The sequence below is a fragment of the Singulisphaera photorubra genome (assembly GCF_045290345.1).
Classification (GTDB): domain Bacteria; phylum Planctomycetota; class Planctomycetia; order Isosphaerales; family Isosphaeraceae; genus Singulisphaera.
The window spans coordinates 9,697,157-9,718,107 of record NZ_CP155447.1 but is presented as its reverse complement, the minus strand read 5'-3'; the positions used below and the strand labels follow the sequence as shown (position 1 = coordinate 9,718,107).

The window sequence follows — 20,951 nt, the reverse complement described above, 5'->3', positions numbered from 1 at the left end:
CTGACCCCTCTCCTACGATGACTCCAACCGGCAAGTTCTCTCACCGAGCAGACTGCCTTGACCGCGACTCCGAAGGCTCGTACACTCCTCCGCGACTGGACCGGGGCCAAGGGAGAACAGTTGTCGAGTCTCCGCTGGTTCTCGGCCTTAAACCCGGTCGTCCGGGCGGTGAGATTCGCCCGGCGGAGTCGTGCGATGGAACGCTCAGTCCCGCTCCCGTTACCGGTCCGTGCCTGGTCCGCCTGGAGGCACCGAGGGACGCGCTACGCCTGGCACAAAGTGCTTCGGCGCACCCTGAGTCGCTGGCCCGACTGGAAGCGCCGCCTGCTCTATGCCGACCCTCGCGAATACTGGATCCTCCGCGGTGGGGCCGAGTATTTTCGGGAGCAGGAAGATCATCCGACGCGAACCGAGCGTTCCGAATGGATCGCCGACCGGGTCGCCGCCTATCGCCCCACTTCCATCCTCGAGATCGGTTGCGGCTACGGTAAGCAGTTGCGGGCGATTCGCCGACGTCTGAATGTGCCGATGGTCGGCCTCGACTTCAGCCCGACCCAACTGGGGCAGGCCCGTGTCTACCTGGATGGTCTCGATCGTGTGGACCTGGTCCTGGGTACGGGGGATCTTCTCCCGTTCGCCGACCAATCGTTTGACCTGGTGCTGACCTCGGCCGTCATCCTTCATAATCCCCCGCCGATCGCCGATCGGATCCGCCGCGAGGTGATCCGCGTTTCGCGCCGATTCGCTGCGCATAATGAGGATACCGACGTCAGTTACAACCGTTACGGCTACGACACCGCCGCCTGGTATCGCGCGGCCGGAGTTCCGCTCGCCGAGTGTGGGCCGATCCCGACCGAGCTCGATTCCGCTCCGACGCAATTCTGCGTGGCAGAGCCGTGTCGACGATAACCACCACGCGAGCCATGGAATCCGGTCAGGCCGCGGCTGAAGGGCGGAGGAACGTTCGCGACAGCCTGGTCGTCACGGTCGGCGGCCAGCTCGAGCGAATCCTTGGCACGCTCACGGCGCTGGCTCTGCGCTGGGGTCTGGATCCGGCGCTCCTGGGGGTCTATACCGGGCTGCGTCTCTACTTGGACCAGACCAACCGCTCCAGTCTGGGAATCAGCCTGGGCGCCGTGCAGGAGATCCCGATCCTCCGCGCCGCTGGCGAGGAGGCCGAGGCCCAGCGCGTGGCGGACGTGGCCTATACGACGAACACCCTGACTTGCGCGATCTACATCGCGGCCCTTTTGATCTGGGCCTGGGTTCGAGCACCGCTGCTGGTCGGCGATCCGCTGGCGAGCGAATGGACCTGGGGGCTCGTGGTGGTGGCCGGATTGGCGGTTCTGAAGCGTTACGAGAGCTTTCTCGTCGCCGTGCTTCGAGCCCACCGTGAGTTCACCCTGACGACGGAACTCGACATCGTCGAGTCGCTCGTCTCGGCCGTCGCCGTCTCGGCAGGACTCTGGCTGGCCGGGTTCTGGGGCCTCCTGATCGGAGTCGGTGGACTTCTCGGGTTCAAGATCCTCTATCTGCACGCGCGGCACCCCCTCCGGTTCCGGTGGGACTGGCACTGGCCGACGGCAATGCGACTGATGCGAGTCGGCTTGCCGATCCTGGCCAATACGGCGGTCTTCGGCGCCGTCCTGAGCATCGATCGCGTGCTGATTCTCTGGAGGGTGCCCGATGGTGCCCGGGCCGTGGGACTCTACACGATCGCGATCATGGGGACGAGTTGGAGTCTCGACCTCGCGGGACGGATCGTGCTCGTGATGTACACGGCTTTTCAGACCACTCTGGGACGGACCCGCGACCCGAGAGAAGTCGCCATCCAAGCGATGCGGGCGACGGAGGCGCAAGCGCCTTTGCTCGCGGCCGGCAGCGCCGTGGCCTATTTGGTCGGTCCGACCTTCCTGGGAACCCTGATCCCACGCTACGTGGATGGGCTCCCGGCCTTGCGGCCCCTTCTGCTCGGGACGTTCATGCTGGGACTCGCCTGGCCCGCCCGACAAGTCCTGATCACGTTGGACCGTCCCATCCGGCTTTTCCTGGCGACGCTTCTCGGCCTGGCCGTGACCGCGATCGCGGGAACCATCGGGGCCGATCGGGCCGGGATTGCCGGTGTGGCCTGGGGTATGACACTCGGTTACTCGACCGTCTCGTTACTCACGAGTGCCACGGCGCAGGTGCCCGCGCTAGGCTGGCATGCCTGGTTCGTCCACCAGGCACGACTCATGCGTACCCTGGCCTGGTACGCGACGGGGGCCTTGCTCGCCGCCCATCTTGATTTCAGCTCACTTCCTGCCTGGTCCCAGTTGCCTGCGCGTTGCCTGTTCCTTGCCGCCTGGATCGTGCCAGCGCTCTGGTATTGGGGACATCAGCACGGATGGGGTGGCATGACTCTTCGCCGTAGCAGACCGTCGGTCTGACACGATCCAGACCGCGACGATCGCGTCGTTGGCGGACACCCGGACATTGAGGGATCGATGCTCGACTGTCTCTTCATCCTCAGTCTCGGCCTGCTCGCGGCGGTGGTCGGGCTCCGACTGCTCGATACACTCGATGCGCGGCGGGAGCAAGCGTTCGATACCCTGGCCTTGGCGATTCCGCTAGGGCTGGGAGTGATCGCACTCGCCACCTTGGCACTCGGTGAATTCGGAATCTTGACGCCGACTGCGCTCCTGGTCCTGTTCACGGCAGGTGCGTTGCTGGCAGGTCGCCAGGCCTGGAGCGATGTTGGCGTCCTGATCCGCAACTCGACCTTCGCCAGGCAGGGTCGTTCGGCTTTCGAACTTAGCCTTGCTTGCGCCTTAGTCGTCACCGCGCTCGGTGCTTTCGTGACCGCGCTCGCTCCGGTCACCGATGGCGACGCCCTCTGTTATCACCTGCAAGTTCCCAAGCTCTTTCTTGCGCGTGGGGGGCTCTTTTTCGATCCCGATCTTCATGAAACCGTCTATCCATTGCTGACGGAAATGCTTTATGCCGTGGGCCTGGCCTTCCGAGGTCCGGTCGCTTGCCGTCTGGTCCAATGGCTGCTTGGGCTCGTGTTCGCGGCCAACGTTACGGCATTGGCGCGTCCCAGCCTGGGAACCCGGGCCTGGTGGGCGGGCGCGGTCGCGCTGTTAGTTCCCGCGGTTTCCAACGGCATGGGCGCACCCCTCAATGACGTGGCCCTGGCGGCATTCGGGACTGCCGCAATGGTCGCCTTGTCCTGCTATTACGATCGACCTGGTGCAAAAGCATTGATACTCGTCGGTCTATTCGCGGGAATGGCGATGGGGGTCAAATACCCCGCGCTCGTGTTGATCGGTCTCCTCGGCCTGGCGATCGCGGCGAGGCCGATGCTCTCCGATGCCGAACGTTCCACGACGAGTTCATGGCCCTCGAGGATCCGGTCCGCTCTGCTGGGCATGGCGGCGTTTGGCCTCGTGGCCTTACTCGTGGGCGGCTCCTGGTATCTTCGCGCCTGGATCTACACGGGCAATCCTGTTTATCCCTTTTTTCGACACTTGTTCGGTGGAGCGGGCCTGGATGAGGTGCTCGACCCGATCAAGCGTCCGATGGCGGTGAATCCATGGAACCTGTTGACGGCCTTGGTGCCGATGACGCTCCAACCCGACCGGTTCGATAGCTTTTCGCACCAGTTCGGGCCGGCCTTCTTGCTATTTCTCCCCGCACTCCTGCTTGAGAAGGCACCGCGCCGAGTTCTCGCGATTGTTGCGCTTGGCCTGGCGTTTTTGATGCTCTGTCTGACCCAGCGACAGAGCATGCGGTTCGTCCTGACCGCGATTGGGCCGATGGCGGTGGGGGTGGCCTGGCTTGCTTCGGTCTGGAGCGAGCGTCGGAACCTCCCTTGCCGGGTCCTCATCACCCTTTTCTTGCTCATGGTTGGCTTTGAGGCGAGCCTTGCCGCCGCCAGGACCCGACATGGCTTCAACGTTGTGATTGGGCGCGAGACCGCCGAGCATTACCTGATGCGTCGCGAACCGACCTATCGCGTCGGTCAGTGGATCGGCGAGAACTTGCCAGCGAACGTGAGAATCGTCGGGCAGGATCACCGCGGATTCTATCTCCCCTGTGACTATACGATGGAACTGGCCCATCGACGAAGAACGGGGCTGGGACGTCAGGGCGAATCCGCGGACAGGGTCGTTGGGGAACTGAGAAGGCAAGGGTTCACTCATGTGATGTTCTGCCCCCCCGTCCCTGAGCACGCCGTCGAGTTCGACCCGACGCTGAGCAACCTGCTCGCGGATTGGGTTGAACCTCGCCATCCGATCTACCGCGAAGAGATTGCTGATGCCGACAACGTCATCCGACGCTACGCCATCTATTCTCTCGAGGAACCGATGGCCGAGGCCAGGATGGTTCGACGATGAGCCGACAGCCGACATTGATCCAGCTCCGCGAACGCGTGCATAAGCAGAGGCATCAAGAGATCGGCAACTGGCTGGCGAGGCGGATTGCCCGCCCATCGGCGGTCTACGGCACCTGGCTGGCCGTGCGACTTGGTCTCTCGGCCAATCAGGTGACGATCGCCGCGTTGGTGGCCGCCCTCGCGGCCGCGGGGGGGATTGCGAGTGGCACGCGGGTGGGCTTTGTCAGCGGCACCATTCTGGCCTTTCTCTCGTTCTGGCTCGATCGAGTGGACGGTCAGATCGCGCGCTGGCGGGGGACGGCCAGCCTCGACGGCGTCTATTTCGACTATTTGATGCACCACACCGCCAACCTGGCCCTCGGTTTCGCACTCGGTCATGGCCTGGCTTGCCGAACTGGCGAGCCGACCTGGTCCGTCGCCGGGTTCGCGATTGCGCTGGGCTGGGCGATCCTTAGTTTGCACAACGACTGCCGTTACAAGGCATTTTTCCAGCAACTGAAACGCGTCGAGGGCTCGTACCGGGTGGATGGTGGCCGAGGGGGACGTCCCTCGCCTCCAACCCCCTGGCCGCGAGTCGGCCGCGCAGCACTGACCTGGCCCGCGTACAAGTTGTGTGAGCCGCACGTGGTCTTGATCGGGCTCCTTGTCCTCTCGGTTGTGGCCCTGGTTTCGTCTCGCCTCTGGATCTTCGGCTGGAGTTGGAGTGTGGGGTTGATGGCGGGCCTCGCCCCACTGCTCGCCTGCGGACGAGTCGCGAAGGCGATCCGAGCCGGCTCCACGGAGGCGGAATTCCGGGTCTGGTTCCAACCGTGGTCGACATCCCCGGGGGCGGATGAGTTGCATGACGCAGAACCCTGTACAGGCGACAGTCGGCGTGTAGGATAAAGGGCCAAACACGTTTTTCGATTCCCTACCTTCGCGGAACCCGACGATGCGCCGACTTGACCCTCTCGGCCTCGCCTATCTCGCAGTTCCTCCCAACCGGCTCGACGTTGGCATCGGTGTGGTGGGCGCTGGGTTTATTGTGCGTGACTGCCACCTGGTCGCTTACAAGGACGCGGGTTTTCGGGTCGTCGGCCTGACGTCGCGAACGCGCTCGACAGCCGAGGAAGTTGCCAGGCTTCGGGGCGTTCCGCGCGTGTTCGACAGCCTCGATGCGATGCTCGAAGACCCCGAAGTCGAAGTCGTCGATATCGCGGTGCCGCCTCGCGAGCAGCCGAACGTCATACGTCGAATTGTTGAGAAGCCTGGGAAAGTTCGCGGCATTCTCGCCCAGAAACCGCTGGCGATGAGTTTCGCGGAGGCCCAGGGGTTGGTCGAGGCGTGTGAGGGGGCTGGAATCCGGTTGCAGGTCAACCAGAACATGAGGTACGACCACTCGGTTCGTGCCCTCAAGGCACTTCTCGATCGTGGCGACCTGGGTGAGCCGGTCCTGGCGACCATCGAGATGCGGGCGATTCCCCATTGGATGCCCTGGGCTCGGGAGGAGCAGTCGCTCTCGACGTTTGTGATGAGTATCCACCACCTCGACACCTTCCGATACTGGTTGGGAGACCCTCTGCGAGTCCTCGCGAGCACGCGTCCCGACCCTCGGACCTCGTTCCCGCACGTCGACGGGATCAACCTGACCATTCTCGAATTCGCGGGTGGAGCGCGGGCCTCGGCCTGGGATGATGTTTGGAGTGGCCCGGTCCGTGAAGGAGCCGCCTCAGACATCGGGATTCGCTGGCGGTTCGAGGGGACCGAAGGTTTGGCGCTTGGCACGATCGGATGGCCGGGGTGGCCCGAACGCGTGCCCAGCACGATCGACTACTCGACGATCCACGAACCGGGCGTCTGGCATCGACCCCGCTGGCCCCAGTCGTGGTTCCCCGACGCCTTCGCGGGTACCATGGGGGGGCTACTGACTGCGCTCGAATCAGGGGCCGACCCCGACATCTCCGGACGCGACAACCTCAAGACGATCGCCCTCTGCGAGGCGGTCTATTCCGCGGCAACCGAACATCGGGTCGTGGATTTCAATGAGGTCGTCGAGCGTTAGCCAGAGCCGAACGCGGGGTCGGCTTCCGGGCTGTCGATTGTTTGAAACATGAATATTTCATAACCTGGCCACTCTTATCGGGAAGCCCAATGAAACTCGGCCTGATCAATTCGGCGTGGGCCCAGTCGGGTCGCGAGACCAGCTTCGGGATTCGCAAGACCAAAGAAATCGGCTTCGACTCGATCGATATCTTCGCTGACCCGCTAGATATCAGTCGCGAGGAACGGGAGCAGATCAAGGTCGACTGCGACCAGGCGGGACTCCCGATTATCAGCGTGGCGTGTGTGGCCGTCGGCCTGATCGATTTCAATCCGAGCGTTCAGCGGTTTCATCTCGAGCGGGTCAGAGCCTATCTCGAGATGGCCCGAGAGTTCGAGGCAAAGAACCTGCTTCTCGTGCTCGGCGAATATATCTGGCAGCGTGAAGTGATTCCCCCCGCCGAACAGTGGGCGACGGGCGTGGCCAACGTCAGGACCCTGGGGGAACATGCCCTGGACCTCGGGCTCGAGATCGCCCTGGAACTCGAACCGTTCCACCTTTCCCTGCTCAATGATGTCGAGAGCATGTCGCGGTTTCTGACTGACGTCGCTCATCCGGCCGTAAAGGCGAATCTCGATATCTCGCACCTGGTTCTGGCCCAGCAATCGGCGGCTCTGATCGAGCGGCTTCGAGGGCAAGTTGCGCACGTCCATATCTCCGACTGTGATGGCAAGGTGCACGGCGATCTTCCGCCCGGCCGAGGGGTGGTTGACTTCGCTCCTTACTTGCAAGCAATCAAGAACCTTGGAATCGACGACCTGACGATCTCGGTGGAGCTCGAGTATTCGCCGCAACCCGAGGCGATCGTCGACTGGGTGACGGAAGCCTATCAAACGACCGCCGCACTCATGCGGAGCGCGGGCCTCCGATCGTGATTGCGCCACGAGTGCCGGGCGTCATCCAGGCTGGTTTTCCCACATGATATCGCGAGTCAGCCAGCTCCTTCTGACCGTGGCCTTGATCGCGGTGCTCGGTTGGCCTGCGTTCGCGACCTTCCAGGCGGCCACCAGCGCGGGCGAGTCTGGCGACGGAGCTGGAGGGGGCTTGATGGTCGCGACGTCCGCCGACCTGGCGGCCGGTCGGATCTTGAGGCCCCTGGAACTGGCGAGCACGTCCGTTCAACTCGTCCTGCTGACCGAAGCGATGGCGCTCCCGATCGGCCTGCCACTGGCTCTGATCCTGTTTCGGACCGACGCGTGGGGCAGGCGTTTCATGCTCGGGCTGCTCGGGATCGCGGCCCTGGTCCCGATGCCGTTGCATGCCACAAGCTGGATCGGGGGGTTTGGCAATGCCGGTCGGATGCAGGCCTTCGGGTCGGCTCCTCTTCTCGTCGGCCTGCCAGGCGCGGCGTTCGTGCACGCCATGGCGGCGCTCCCCTGGATCGTACTGCTCGCGGGCGTCGGATTTCGGACCGTCGAATCCGAGCTCGAGGAGTCGGCCTTACTGGAAATGCCCCCCTGGCGCGTGGTCGCTTGCGTGACAGTCCGCCGGAGCGTCGGAGCCCTGGCGGGGGCAGCCCTCGCGGTCGCCGTGCTCACGGCGGGCGATATGACGGTCACAGACCTCTTGCAGGTTCGCAGCTATGCAGAGGAAGCCTACATTCAGTTTCAACTGGGGCACGGACCGGCGTCGGCCGCCCCGGTGGCGCTTCCGCCGCTCGTCGTTCTAGGCGTCCTGATCCTGGTGACAGCACGACTGTTGCTCAGGGCCGATCCCGCCCGGCTCGCCTCGGTGGCCCGGCAAGGACGAGTCTGGGCGCTCGGAGTCTGGAGAATTCCGATCGGCGTCCTGGTTGCGGCCACCGCGGGAAGCGTGTTGTTCCTGCCAATTTTCACCCTCGTATGGCGGGCTGGTCGGGTCGGGGGTATCGCGGCTTCGGGCCAGCCGCCGGAATGGACGCTCCCCGGTTTCCTTGGAACGCTTCGCCGGGCAGTTCTGGATGTCGGAGGCTCGTTCCTGGCGGGCCCACTTGAGAATGCGTTGAAGTCGGGGACCTGGAGTGCGCTCCGAGGACCAGGCCGTTGGTTGGGAAATCCGCTCGGTAGCCCTCTGCTCGAAAGTATGCTCTGGGGGGCCGTAGGGGCAACGGCTGCCGTGGTTTTGGCCTGGAGCTTGGCCTGGCTGAGCCGCCAGCCCGGGCCTTGGCGTTGGGTCTGCGCGGCGAGCGTCGCTCTGGCGTTGGCGACTCCTGGACCAGTCGCCGGGATGGCGTTCGTGCTCGCCTATCGCGAATACGCATTGATTTATGATTCGTCGGTGAACTTGGTTTTCGTCTTCGTCCTGCGCACCTTTCCCTACGCGTTGCTCGTGCTTTGGCCGGCGGTCCGTGCTTTACCTCGGGAGCATCTCGAAGTTGCGGCCCTTGAAGGAACGCGAGCATGGGGGACGATTTGGCGTGTTGCACTTCCAGGGTCGCGGGGGGCGCTGGTCGCGGCCTGGTGCGTCGCGTTTGTGCTGGCGCTGGGGGAACTCCCCGCGGCGAACCTGGTGGCACCGCCGGGGACCAGCTTGATCTCGATCGAGATCTGGAGCCTGCTCCACACCGGTGTGGAAAGCCATCTCGCCGGTGTCGCCCTCGTCGTTCTCGCCGCATTCTCTTGCTTCGGGCTTGCTACCGTCATCGCACTCGCACGCTTAAGCCGAATGGCTCGTACGCGAGTCGACACTGGTTTTCCGTCGGATGGCGCTCGGCTTGAGGTCGCGGAGATCCCACACTCGACCTGATGGGGATCAGGCGACGATCGCTCGCAAAGCCGCTCTGATCAGAATGTTACTTGTGGCCCCGAAGGGGGCGGCCACCATCGCCAGGGGCGCAATCCCTCGGAAATGTTTAGCAGAACATAACCTGCTTTTTTTGCATTTCGACTCGCCCAGTCGCGGCGGGAGATCGCACAGTCGCTACTGGGCCTGGATCATTGTCCGGCACCTGCGATTTGGGCGATATACGGTCGCCCTATCGGGGCTGGCAAAGCCGGCGAAATTCTGCCCCGCCGCGAGAGTTCCCACCGATGGGTTGGCAATGGCGCAACTCGTTGATAAACCGCTGTGTTTCATGGAAGTCGAAAAAAATTTGCGATGTTGAAATGCTGGTATTTTCTGTAGCTGTGTGTGCTTGTGGTGGTGATCACGGAACCAGCCGTTGCGCGGATGATTCGCCTTCCTGCTCCACTGGTAACGATCGACCCCACGGGCTGCCAGGCCGAGATCACCGAGACGATCGTCGCTGGCCGGACTGAGTTCGTACTGAAAGAAGTGGGAGACCAGTCGATTTTTATGGAAATTATGGCATTAATAATTGATAATTTGTTTTTGTGTACAGTGGGAAGTCACGGCCGACACCAACCCGGTAACAAGGTCCCGGCCGTGCGAGGTAGAGGACGTGCTTCGGATACGACGGAGTGTTGGAAGAGTCTGTAGCGGTACGGCGTGGCATTCCGCGCAGGCGCTTGCGGCGGAAAACCGGTCGATTCGGTCCGCGACCGCAATTTAAGCGGGAGGCAAAGCGCACGGAAGTTCACTGCGTCAGTGCGGAGTCACTGGTCGGTCGAGAATTACTGTCGCTGGAGTTTCGGAGTGAACTACCGTCAACGAAGAATCACGGATGAGGAATGCGCCCGGATTTCGCCTTAAACCACGCGTAATCGGAGACGAATCGAGTTCTCGCCCCTATGTTTTAAGGCTTTTGCCAGACTCGTCTGCGAGCGTGTCGTTGTTTTCGAGGGATCGCTTCTCTGAATTATATCGTCTCAGTGTATGCCTTGTTTTGCCGGGTAAAAACCACTGTCGATCCTATCTTAAGCTTCGTTGTTTGCGTGGTTCAGTTTCATGTAGGCACGCAATGCCGCCCCTGGCAGTTGAAGGGCAACATGGGCTCCAGAATGAGGCTCGCAGGAAATCCACGCATATGTGACACAAAAATGTGCGTATGAATCGTGGATTCTGTGTTGACAATGGATTTGTGGAGTGCTTTGATAATTGTCCTGGATAGACGCATGGAGGTGATTAGTCGATGAATAATAATTTTTGATTATTTAATAATTGTGAAAATAAAGCATGTATTCATTGCATGCTTGAAAGTGGGCTGGCGAAATGCCGTGATGACGGTGCGACTCGACGCCATGAGGGCAATCGGCCGATTGAATTAGGGGGTATCTGGAAAACCCCGACCGGGAAATTCCTAGTTGAATTCGTTGGTGTATGCGTGCAGGCGGTTTCAATTGTTGTGGCGAACAGTGCCGTAAGAGGCCGCTCCTGGATTCAGAGCGGAGCTAGCTTGTCGCGAATACGGCTGTCCGTGAGGAAACCCGAACCGCGCGTCCGGAGAACCCGGCGTCTCACTCCCAAAACGACGTTGTCCTCCAGGACAGGGGATCAGAGTTGGCATCACTATGATGCTCAATTCGCTGATCGTCACCAACCTCGGAACGGACGGCTGGGACGTTGCGAGGATCGAGTTTCTCTGGGTGTCGAGGGTCCTGCGGTCGCTCCTGGACTGCATCGAGACGTTCGTCATCCCAGGTGAGCGGTCGAAAGTGTCGCGCCGGCGTACGGTGAAGGAAAGGTGCAACCATGAATGCGTTGCCTGTCATGGACCCGTGCCGTTTTCGCATCCTGAGGCCGCTCGACCGCGGCGGGATCAGCAGGGTTTTCGTTGCTTACGACGAGGAGCTCAATCGGGAGGTAGCTCTGAAACAGCTGCGGCGCCGGTATGCGGACCGCATTCGGTCGAGGTCGCGGTTCCTCTTCGAGGCTGAAGTCACCGCAGGGCTGGAACACCCGGGGGTCGTGCCGGTCTACGGCATGGGGCAATTCGCCGACCGCCGCACGTTCTTTACGATGCGGCTTATCCGGGGCGAAACCCTCAGGGGGGCGATCAAGCGAGCCCACTCGACTGGCAAACCGAGGGGCACATCGCCGGAACTGCGGACGTTGCTGGATCGGCTTGTCGATGTCTGCTACACGGTGGCTTATGCCCATAGCCGGGGGATCATCCACCGCGACCTGACGCCCGGCAACATCATGCTTGGCGCTCACGGCGAGACGCTGGTCATCGATTGGGGGCTGGCCAAGCCAATCGGGCGCCCATCGCCTTTGGACGAGGGGGATTCTGCCCAGGAGGTCCCCTGGCCGGCCACCGCTCGTACCCTCCCCCGGACACGAGTTGGGCACACCTCCGGGACCACGTGGTACATGAGCCCCGAGCAGGCCTCTGGAGATTCGGATCGGCTGGGACCGGCGACTGACGTCTATACCCTGGGGGCTACGCTCTACATGGTTCTGACCGGTCAGGCGCCGTTCGACGGTCCGGATGAGGACGAGGTCCAGAAACTGGTTCAGTGCGGTGCTCTCGTCGCGCCTCGTCGGATCAACCGCAAGATCGCCCCGGCCCTGGAGGCAATCTGCCTGAAGGCGATGGCGATGGAGCCCGGCGACCGCTACGTCTCACCACTCGACCTGGGCGACGACATCGCCTGCTGGCTCGCGAGAAGACCGCTCAAGGCACGCCCGGTCACCGCGGCGCGGGAGTGGTTGGTCGAGCCCGCGATCGAGGGGATTGCGTCGTTTCATGAAAGAGCGGCCGTACCCGCGCGGGACGGTCGGTCATACCCGGCGGGTTAGCGCGGCCCGGTTGCCGTTGCCCCCCGGGGTTCTGGGAGCAAGGAAGCATGGCGGCCGTCGGGCCTTCGGGGCCCGGCTCGTTTCGTCGACTGCTGTTTCGTTTCCCAACTCAACAGCCTGGAGACACTACCATGTCCGTTCGCAACACCGAGAGGACTCGCCGCTTTCGCATCACGAGGCTCGAGGAACGCATCGCGCCCGCTCCTATCGGGGGCGTAAAATGCGGTGACAGCCGGCCCAGTCAGCAGTCTCATCATGACCGGCAAAGTCATGACGATAAGAGCAAGGGGAGCCACGGGAGCAAGGGGAGCCACAACACCAAGCGGAGTCATGACAGCAAGCGAAGCCATGACAGCAAGCGGAGCCATGACAGCAAGCGGAGCCATGACAGCAAGCGGAGTCATGACAGCAAGCGGAGCCATAACAGCAAGCGGAGTCATGACAGCAAACGGAGTCATGATAATAAGCAGAGCCATCAAAGCAAGGTGTGCCGCCGCTAAGTGACGCATCCGGCGGGTGCGGCAACACCTAAGACTATGGGCGAGTGTAAACACTTGAACTCTCAGGTTTTGCCGTTGTCGACCGATGTTGGCAGACATGCCGGATGAACCACTTATGGCAATGACGTTAGGCCTTTTGACGTAACGTGATTCCCGGCGGCGCGGCGGCCACCGACACCCCGCGCGCACGCCGCTCCGTTGTCTCGGGCACCCCGGCCGCGGGGTCCCCAAAGTGTGGGGAGCCGGAGGTCGTGGTGGTAACCGGGCGCGACAGGATACGGGCCGCCTTGTCCTGAATATACGCTGCCCCTTTCCACCCGACCTCCGCTGTCTCCCGTTGAGGCACGGACGGACGTGACCGTCGTTGGCCGTCGGTTCTCGTCCGGCTTATTTCTCATACCGGCCGTTTCTCAGCCAGGGACCAAGTCGCCTAGGTGCGGTCTCGAACCTTCGGTTTCAGGGACAAGTCCCATGACGACCTTCGCGACCATCCCACCGGCCCGGAGGCCTGAACTGGTGATGGGCCCGGTAGGGGCCGATGGTCAGCGCGTCGTGAAGGATCCGCGGTCGGGGCGTTATTACCACCTCGGAGAGCAGGAGACGTTCTTGCTGACGCGGCTCGACGGGACACAGTCGGCCGAAGCGATTTGCACCGCCTTCGAGGCGAAATTTGGGGAGCCGCTCTCCCAGGATGATCTGGGCGACTTCCTGGAGGTGGCGGGAGAGCAGGGGTTGATCAACTCCGCCGCCGGGTCGTCCCACCGCGCTGCCCCGGAACTCGACGAGTTCGACGACGAAGACGACGACCTCGCGCCTCGGCGACGATTGGCCGACGGCAGTGTGCCTTTCTGACCGCTTCGGCCGGATGCATCCTGGTCGCGACCCTGGTGGTGTGGATCGACCGCCGGGAGCTGGTGACGGGCTTCTCCAATGTGTTGAGGTGGGAGGTGGTCGCCCTGGCCTGGCTGACGTTGCTGGCGGTGACCACGCTCCACGAATTCGCCCACGGGCTGACCTGTAAGCACCACGGCGGCGAGGTCCACGAGGTCGGCTTCCTGCTGATGTATTTCATGCCTTGCCTCTACTGCAACGTCTCCGACGCGTGGCTGATCCGGAGAAGTCCAAGCGGCTGTGGGTAACGCTCGCCGGAGGCTACTGCGACATGTTCCTGTGGGCGCTCGCGGTGTTTGCTTGGCGTCTCACCCTTCCCGGGACCCTGCTCAATCATCTGGCCTGGTTGGTGGTGTCGCTCTGTGGAGTCCGGATCTTCTTCAATTTCAATCCGTTCTTGAAGCTCGACGGCTATTACCTCCTGAGCGACCTGCTGGAGATGCCGAACCTGCGGAGGAGGGCCTGGGAATCGGTGACAGGTCACCTGCGGTGGCTGCTCTGGGGCGCGGCCAGGCCCGCCCCGGGGCCGCGGAGTCGGTTCCTCCTGGGCTTTGGTGCGATGACCTGGGGCTATTCGGTGGCATTCCTCTGTCTCATGCTCGCCGGGATGGCCCGGCTGTTCGACGGGAGCTGGGGACCGGCCGCGATCGGCTTCACGCTGTTCATGGTGGCGGTGCGCGTGCGCCGCCGGTTTCGCGGGATCCTGACCGGGGAGGTCGCGACGATGCTCCGGATGCGCCGGAAGCGGTGCGCCGTCTGGGCGTTGGCCCTGACAACCTTGTTGGTAGTGTTGACGGCGGTCCGGATGGAAGACCGGGTCGGCGGCTCGTTCTCAATCCGGCCGGCGACCCGGGTGGAGCTGCGTGCCCCGGTCGCCGGTTTCCTCAGAATGGTCGAGTTCGATGAAGGGGACCGCGTTTCCGCCGGGCAGCTCGTTGCCCGGCTCGAGGTGCCCGACCTGCTCAGCCGGATCGCGCAGAAAGGCGCTGAGGTCCGTGAGGCCCGCTCCCGCCTCCGCTTGCTGGAGGTCGGCTCGCGGCCCGAAGAGGTGGCCGAACAGCGGCTTCGCGTGCAACGGGCCAAGGACTGGCGGGACCTGGCCGAGCAGGATTTGGAGCGGAACCGACAGGCCCTCCAGGGAGAGTTGTCGAAGCTCGACCACATGATCGACCAGAACCGTGCTGAGTATGACTACGCGGAGACGGTCGTCGGACTCGCCCGCAAGCTCCTGGGCAAGGGGGCCCTCTCGGGCGAACAGTACCAGCAAGCGGAAGTGAAGCGCCGGGTCAGTCGCTCCCAGGAAGAGCAGGTCAAGTCCCAGAAGCGAGCCCGCGAGGCCGAAGGGACCTTGGTCTCCGAGGCCGAACTGGCTCGCCGCGAGACGCAATGGGCCGAGGCTCGCTCGACCCTGGCCCTACTCGAGGCGGGGACCCGCCCTGAGGAAATCGAGGTGGCTCGGGCCCACCTGGCCCGGGTGGAAGAGGAGGCCCGATTTCTCGAAGCGGGGCGAAACCGGTTGGTGATCACGAGCCCGATTTCCGGGATTGTCACTACCCCCCGTCTGAAGGAACGAACCGGCCTGTTTCTCAGCGAAGGTCAGCCGATCTGCGAGATCGAAACCCTCTCCATTCTCGAGGCCGAGGTCGCCGTGGACGAGCAAGATATTTTGCGTGTCCGGCCCGGTCAGGAGATTTTTTTGAGGCCACGCTCCCGGCCGTTCCAGACCTTCACCGCTCGTGTGGACCGGATCGCCCCTGCCACAACGCGGGCCCAGGGGCCGAGTGGCGCCGTCGCTCCGCGCCCCGAGGACAGGGGCGGCATCGCCGAGCCTGGGAAGGTGCCGGGGAGTGTCATCGTCTATTGCCGGATGGCCGGTTCGTCCTGGGGACTGCGGACCGGGATGACCGGCTACGCCCGGATCCATTGCGGACGACTTCCTGTGGGCGAGCTCCTGGCGTTCCACCTACTCCGCATCCTCCGGACGGAATTCTGGTGGTGAACTGCCGACACAACAGGGACTCGGTATGCCTGGGGGCGTACCCTGATTGGCGGATCGGCCAGGGACCAAACGGCGGCCTTAACCCGCGCGATCGCCCGTCTCGAGCCAAAGACCCTCTCATCCCCGGCAAAACCCCGGCGACGGACGGATCTCTATAATCAAGGGAACGGTGTAATTATGATGCTTAATTTGTTGATAGAGAGAGAGTTTCGCTACTCTCCGCGGATCTTCCAGATCCGCTTGGTGAGGCGAGTGGCCAACCCATTGAATCACCAAATGGCTTGAATTGGGGACGCGGTAACTGGCAACCGGGGTCGCGCAGCCACAGGAGGTGTCGGCTCGAACCGGGGGGCGAGCTTCAGGCCCACGCTTGTCGCTCGAACTCAATCCGGCGACGGCCAACGGCTCAGGTCGAAGCACCTTTTGCCGTCACGTCGCCCCCGGTCGCAAGCGATTCTGAACACCCAGATCAATTCAGACGAGTCTGGATAATCTTAAGTGAATTCGCGAATTGGTGTTCAGAAGTCGATCGCTGCAGGATTAGAGCGACGTGAGTGAGCTCGGCACCTTATCGACGGTGTCGACGATGAGGGATGCAACAAGCCACGTGATCGAGACGCCGAGCAGTTCGGCCTCGGTCCGCAGGCGATCGAAAAGTTCGGGGGTCAAGGTTACTGCGACTTCCCTTTTGTTCTTCATCGCCGTCTCTCCCGAGAACCAAGAGCAGATGGATAACCACTCTGAACGAGGCCCGAGCCGCTGAATGCGCGAAGTGAGACACAAGATAGGGGAGGGCGTCATCAAGGTTGCCTAAGTATCATCAGATCCTATTTCGACGTTTGACCGTGACGAACCTTAGGCAATCGGCATCATCTTCGAGACCCATCCGCTTGGCTGCATTGAAATAGTAAGGCAGATTTGGTGCCAAAAGCCCTGGAGGCCGATTTATGAACGCATTTTCGACGAAAAAGGCCCGAGAGGTCCATGGCACGAAATCGAACCGGGGCACGAGTCCTTGCCGGAACTTGTTGTCATCCATCGGCCTAGAAGGGCCTACGGTCAATTTGGGATGGCGCGTCTGATGGTGATGTGTGACGCAAGACCAGGGCAAGTGATTGGTAAGAAATGTCTGAAGGGTGGTCAAGTTGCGCTGCGAGGCGATGCTTGATTTGGTGGTTCACTGATGATGGGCTGGCTGCATCATTACGAGGGAATTGGGACTCGATCGAGTCCCAATTCCTGCCAGCGTGGGTCGGGATCTGGGGTTAGGCCTGCGCTGGCTCGTCGTCGATTCTGGGAAAGAGAGGTACCGGTTTTCCCGAGACGATCTCAGCGGTGACTTGCAGGTCGGGCACGACGAGTCGGGTGGCGGCATCTCGATAGCCAACCGTCTCCCACGCCTGGACCTGCTCAAAGTTGAACGACCGATAGAAAATCTCGGCCGTCTTGGGGGTGAACGGTTTGATGAGGATGGCGATGACGCGCAGCGCCTCGGCCAGGTTGATCATGACGGCCTTGCAGGCCTCGAGATCGGTCTTGGCAAGCTTGAAGGGGGCCGTGACGTCAATGTAACGATTTGCCGCGTCGAGGACTTCGAGCCAGATGCGCTGAAGCGCGATGTTGTACTCGAACGCGCCGACCTTGGTTCGGAGCTCCTCGACCAAGGCACTGAGGTCGAGTCCGGCGAGCCAGGCAGTGGCATCGACGGCGGCCGCGTCGGGCAACTGGCCCTCGAAGTACTTCATACACATCGACAGGGTTCGGCTGTAAAGGTTGCCGAGGTTCTTGGCGAGGTCCGAGTTATAAACCTCGGCAAATCGCTTCTCACTGTAGTTGCCGTCGCCGCCGAACGGGCATTCCCTCATGAAGTAGTAGCGAAAGGCATCCGCGCCATGAACTTTGGAGACGTCCATGGGGTCGACAGCGGTGCCGGTCGACTTGGAGATCTTCGAGCCGTCCTTGTTGTAGACGAAGCCGTGGCCGAAGACGCGACGGGGCAGGGGGAGCCCCGCCGACATTAGCATGGCGGGCCAGAGGGCGCAGTGGAATCGGGTAATATCTTTGCCGATCACGTGAACGTCGGCCGGCCAGAGCGACTGGAACTGGGCTTCGTCGCTGCCGTAGCCGACGGCCGTGATGTAATTCAGGAGGGCATCGAACCAGACGTAGATCGTCTGGTCAGGGTCGAAGGGAACGGAGATCCCCCAGGTGAAGCCCTTGCGGGTGATCGCGACGTCTTGCAGGCCCCCTTCGACGAGATTGATGATCTCGTTGCGCCGACTCTCGGGCTGAATGAACTCGGGGTGAGCGTCGTAGTGCGCTCTCAACCGTTCGCCGAACGCCGAGAGCCGGAAGAAGTAGTTTTCTTCCTCCACCGCCCTGAGGGTGAGGTGAGGGTGGTTCGGGCATCGCCCTTCCACGAGCACCTTCTCGGTCTTGAACTCCTCGCAACCATCGCAATAGAGTCCGGTGTAGGCCTTTTTGAAGATGTCGCCGGCGTCGTAGACGGCCTGGATGAACTTGCGGCAACCGTCGTGATGCCGGGGCTCGCTGGTCTGGATGAAGTCGTCGAACGAAATCTCGAGGGCGTTCCAGACGTCGCGAAACTGGCGTGCCATGTCGTCGACGTAGGGTTTGGTCTCCATCCCCAGTTCCCGGGCGCGGAGAGTCACCTTGTTGGTGTTCTCGTCGTTGCCCATCTGGAAGTGGACGTCGGACCCTTCCATGCGACGGAACCGCGCCTGGACGTCGGCACCGATCTTCTCAAACGCGGTGCCGATATGCGGGCGGCTATTGGGATAGTCGATCGCAGTCGTCACGTAGTACGTCTTCGCTTCGCGCATCATCGAGACCTTACGCCTTGTTGGTGCTCCGTCGGCGGCCCCTCGCCCTTGCTAGACAGGGGCTGCATCCGGGGAGTTCACGCCCGGCCTCAGTGTACCAAAAACGAAGGTCGGGACCAGCAAGGCGCAAGTCGATCTGAGGCACGTTGCCCAGGCCCAGAGGGCAAGTGGTCGCGGCTTGGCGATCACTTGCCGTCGGCCTCGTGCAGACGCCGCTCCCGAGGAAGTGATCAGGTGGTTGCCATGAGGGTTGGCAAGCGCCCCGTGCGGGTGCGCCACCAGGCACCTGCTCCGAGCAGGCCTAACGCGATCAGCAACGAACTCGGTTCGGGGAACTCCGGTGTTACCGCCGGTGGCGGGATTACTTCGCCCTCCGCCGGAGGGTTCGGGGGGGGGAGCTCCGGCACAACCGGTGGCGGCAGTTGCTCGAGAACGGGACCAAGGACCGGGTGGTAGAAGTTAAACCGAGCGACGTTCCGGCCTTGGCGCCAGAGCAAATATTGCACCCAGGGTGTTGACCTGGGGTCCGCCGATCGGAGCGCTCGGACCATCGCGATGTGGATGGCCCCTGAGATTCGCGGAGCCTTGCTCTGCGACCAGAGTCCGCTACCACCTGCCAGGTATGAAGTCCAGGTTCTGAGATCCCGCGCACCCCTTGCCGTGATGCGGTGCTGCCGGATTGGGCTCGCTTCAACGGACGAAGCGAAGCATCCGAGCAGACTCAGACTGAAAAGTGCCTCAAGCCAGCGTCGTCGCTGGAAGATCCATCTTGCTGAGGTCGATCGAGTCATGGCACACCAGCTAAAGCCGTCAGGGGGCAACTCGCGATTGCGTACGGCAGAATCGCTGTTTGAGTTATGCGGCTCCACATCCAAATATCGGAACGGTAGGTTCAACCGCTTGAGACGGATTGTGCGCTCAATCCGACTTTGCGTCCACCGATGTTCCGATAATGAGGCATTGGGAAACCTAGGTGAAATACTGGACTAACCGGAAACTAATCGTTGAACTTCCATGCGCAGCGACAGAGCGGTTTGGTTGAATGTGGGGAGGGCGACCTGTATCGTGAGTGGTTCTGGAAAAGGGTGGATCATGACCAAACGTCTTCCTCAGAGTCAAGCGCTGAGGACGACGAATATCGGGTTTGGGGGGGCGAAATCGATGGCCACGACCGCGAATATTCCGACGAGAATGTACATCAACGGGGCATGGTGCGACGCTCAGGGCGGGACCACGCTTGCGGTCATCAATCCGGCGAACGAGTCGACCATTGCGGAAGTTGCGTTCGGGACCAGGGCGGAGGCTGACCGTGCGATCGAGGCGGCGACCCGCGCCTTTCCGGCCTGGCGTGACGCCTCGGCCTACGACCGCGCCAAAATCCTCAAGAAGACCGCCGAACTCATGAGGGAACGGGTCGAGACGATCGCCCGGACGCTCACGCAGGAACAAGGCAAGCCGCTTCCCGAGGCCAAAGCCGAGGTCCTCCACTCCGCCGACACCTTTGAGTGGTTCGCCGAGGAGGGGAAGCGGTCGTATGGCCGGACGATCCCCCCTTCGAACACCGCGAAGCGGCATTACGTGATCAAGCATGCCGTCGGCGTGGTGGGGACGATCACCCCTTGGAATTTTCCTGCGGCGTTGCCGAGTCGCAAGATTGCACCCGCCCTGGCGGTGGGCTGCACCGTGGTGAGTCGTCCGGCGGAACAGACCCCTCTGACGTTGATTCAGATGTTCCAATGCCTGGAAGACGCTGGACTTCCGCCCGGCGTGGCCAACCTGGTCATGGGCGAAGCCCGACCCATCGCCGATGCCTTCTTCGAAAACCAGGCGGTGCGGAAGATCAGCTTCACCGGGTCGACCGCCGTGGGCAAGGAATTGATCCGCCGCTCGGCCGATGGTGTGAAGCGGCTCAGCCTCGAGCTCGGAGGCCACGCCCCTCTCATCGTCTTCCCCGACGCGGACATCGAGCAGGTGGCTCAGGCTGCCGTGATCGGCAAGTTCCGGAACAACGGGCAAGTCTGCATTGCTCCTTCTCGGTTCTACGTCCACGAGAAAATCTCGAAGCAGTTCACTGAGGTCGCGGTCGAACTGACCAAGAAGCTCAAATTGGGCAACGGTCTCGAAGACGGCGTGCAGGTGGGGCCGATGTTCGAGTCCCGGGCCCTCGACAAGACGTCGGCGTTGATCGAGGATGCTCGCGGCCGAGGGGCGAAGATCTTGACGGGAGGAGCGCGGTCCGACCGGTTCGACAAGGGGTACTGGTTCGAGCCCACCGTGATCCGCGAGGTCGACGGTCAGATGCGGATCATGACCGAAGAACCGTTCGCGCCCGTTATGCCCCTGCTCGACTTCTCGAAACTCGACGACGTCATCGCCGCCGCGAATAACACCCCCTACGGCCTGGCCGCCTACGTCTTTACCAACGACCTGACCGTTGCCACGCGGATGGCCGAAGGACTGGAAGCGGGCATCATCGGGATCAACGACCCGGTGCCCGCGACCCCTCAATGTCCGTTCGGTGGCATGAAGGAGTCGGGCCTGGGCCGTGAGCTCGGCCAGGAGGGGCTCGAGGCCTACCAGGAGACGAAGTACGTCTCCGTCGGGCTTCGAGCCTGATTCGAGTCGCTGACGTTCCGGTCTG

At 62.4% G+C, this 20,951-nt stretch carries 15 protein-coding genes; 13 read left to right on the top strand and 2 right to left on the bottom strand.

What is annotated here, in order from left to right; all coding sequences use genetic code 11:
- Positions 1–195: 195 nt before the first annotated feature.
- From V5E97_RS36230 to V5E97_RS36175, 12 genes are all read left to right on the top strand, one after another.
- On the top strand, positions 196–909 hold the full coding sequence (locus tag V5E97_RS36230) for a class I SAM-dependent methyltransferase (protein WP_406696407.1): 714 nt from the start codon (positions 196–198) through the stop codon (positions 907–909).
- Positions 897–2,429 carry a lipopolysaccharide biosynthesis protein gene (locus V5E97_RS36225; RefSeq protein WP_406696406.1) on the top strand — a complete coding sequence of 511 codons (1,533 nt, stop codon included), beginning with the start codon at positions 897–899 and terminating at the stop codon, positions 2,427–2,429. The genes V5E97_RS36230 and V5E97_RS36225 overlap by 13 nt, the downstream gene beginning before the upstream one ends.
- A gap of 57 nt (positions 2,430–2,486) precedes the next feature.
- A complete protein-coding gene (locus tag V5E97_RS36220; RefSeq protein ID WP_406696405.1) occupies positions 2,487–4,379 on the top strand; it encodes an ArnT family glycosyltransferase in 1,893 nt (630 codons plus the stop codon).
- Positions 4,376–5,263: a CDP-alcohol phosphatidyltransferase family protein gene (locus tag V5E97_RS36215; RefSeq protein WP_406696404.1), complete on the top strand. Its 888-nt coding sequence runs from the start codon at positions 4,376–4,378 to the stop codon at positions 5,261–5,263. Before V5E97_RS36220 ends, V5E97_RS36215 begins: the two co-directional genes overlap by 4 nt.
- 46 nt (positions 5,264–5,309) lie before the next feature.
- Positions 5,310–6,419 carry a Gfo/Idh/MocA family protein gene (locus tag V5E97_RS36210; RefSeq protein WP_406696403.1) on the top strand — a complete coding sequence of 370 codons (1,110 nt, stop codon included), beginning with the start codon at positions 5,310–5,312 and terminating at the stop codon, positions 6,417–6,419.
- A gap of 89 nt (positions 6,420–6,508) precedes the next feature.
- A complete protein-coding gene (locus tag V5E97_RS36205) occupies positions 6,509–7,333 on the top strand; it encodes a sugar phosphate isomerase/epimerase family protein (protein ID WP_406696402.1) in 825 nt (274 codons plus the stop codon).
- A 43-nt stretch (positions 7,334–7,376) separates the two neighbouring features.
- The gene (locus V5E97_RS36200) at positions 7,377–9,182 is read left to right on the top strand and encodes an ABC transporter permease (protein WP_406696401.1); all 1,806 of its coding nucleotides are present in this window, start codon (positions 7,377–7,379) and stop codon (positions 9,180–9,182) included.
- A gap of 1,845 nt (positions 9,183–11,027) precedes the next feature.
- Entirely contained in the window at positions 11,028–12,077 is a 1,050-nt protein-coding gene (locus V5E97_RS36195; protein WP_406696400.1) for a serine/threonine-protein kinase, read from the top strand.
- Between the two features lie 131 nt (positions 12,078–12,208).
- Positions 12,209–12,577, top strand: coding sequence for a hypothetical protein (locus tag V5E97_RS36190; protein WP_406696399.1), 369 nt, complete (start codon positions 12,209–12,211; stop codon positions 12,575–12,577).
- Positions 12,578–13,048: 471 nt separating this feature from the next.
- A complete protein-coding gene (locus tag V5E97_RS36185; protein WP_406696398.1) occupies positions 13,049–13,429 on the top strand; it encodes a PqqD family protein in 381 nt (126 codons plus the stop codon).
- A 38-nt stretch (positions 13,430–13,467) separates the two neighbouring features.
- Positions 13,468–13,716 carry a hypothetical protein gene (locus tag V5E97_RS36180; protein WP_406696397.1) on the top strand — a complete coding sequence of 83 codons (249 nt, stop codon included), beginning with the start codon at positions 13,468–13,470 and terminating at the stop codon, positions 13,714–13,716.
- Positions 13,717–13,739: 23 nt separating this feature from the next.
- Positions 13,740–15,467 (top strand): HlyD family secretion protein, encoded by a 1,728-nt coding sequence (locus tag V5E97_RS36175; RefSeq protein ID WP_406696396.1) that lies wholly within the window; start codon positions 13,740–13,742, stop codon positions 15,465–15,467.
- A 540-nt stretch (positions 15,468–16,007) separates the two neighbouring features.
- On the opposite strand, the gene V5E97_RS36170 is transcribed toward V5E97_RS36175, so the two are convergent.
- Complete coding sequence (locus V5E97_RS36170; protein ID WP_406696395.1) at positions 16,008–16,166, bottom strand: hypothetical protein; 159 nt, start codon at positions 16,164–16,166, stop codon at positions 16,008–16,010.
- A 566-nt stretch (positions 16,167–16,732) separates the two neighbouring features.
- Positions 16,733–18,313, bottom strand: a complete 1,581-nt coding sequence (locus tag V5E97_RS36165; RefSeq protein WP_406696394.1) for a class I tRNA ligase family protein — start codon at positions 18,311–18,313, stop codon at positions 16,733–16,735.
- A 1,158-nt stretch (positions 18,314–19,471) separates the two neighbouring features.
- Here V5E97_RS36165 and V5E97_RS36160 point away from each other — a divergent pair.
- Positions 19,472–20,926 carry an NAD-dependent succinate-semialdehyde dehydrogenase gene (locus V5E97_RS36160; protein ID WP_406696393.1) on the top strand — a complete coding sequence of 485 codons (1,455 nt, stop codon included), beginning with the start codon at positions 19,472–19,474 and terminating at the stop codon, positions 20,924–20,926.
- Positions 20,927–20,951: the final 25 nt, after the last annotated feature.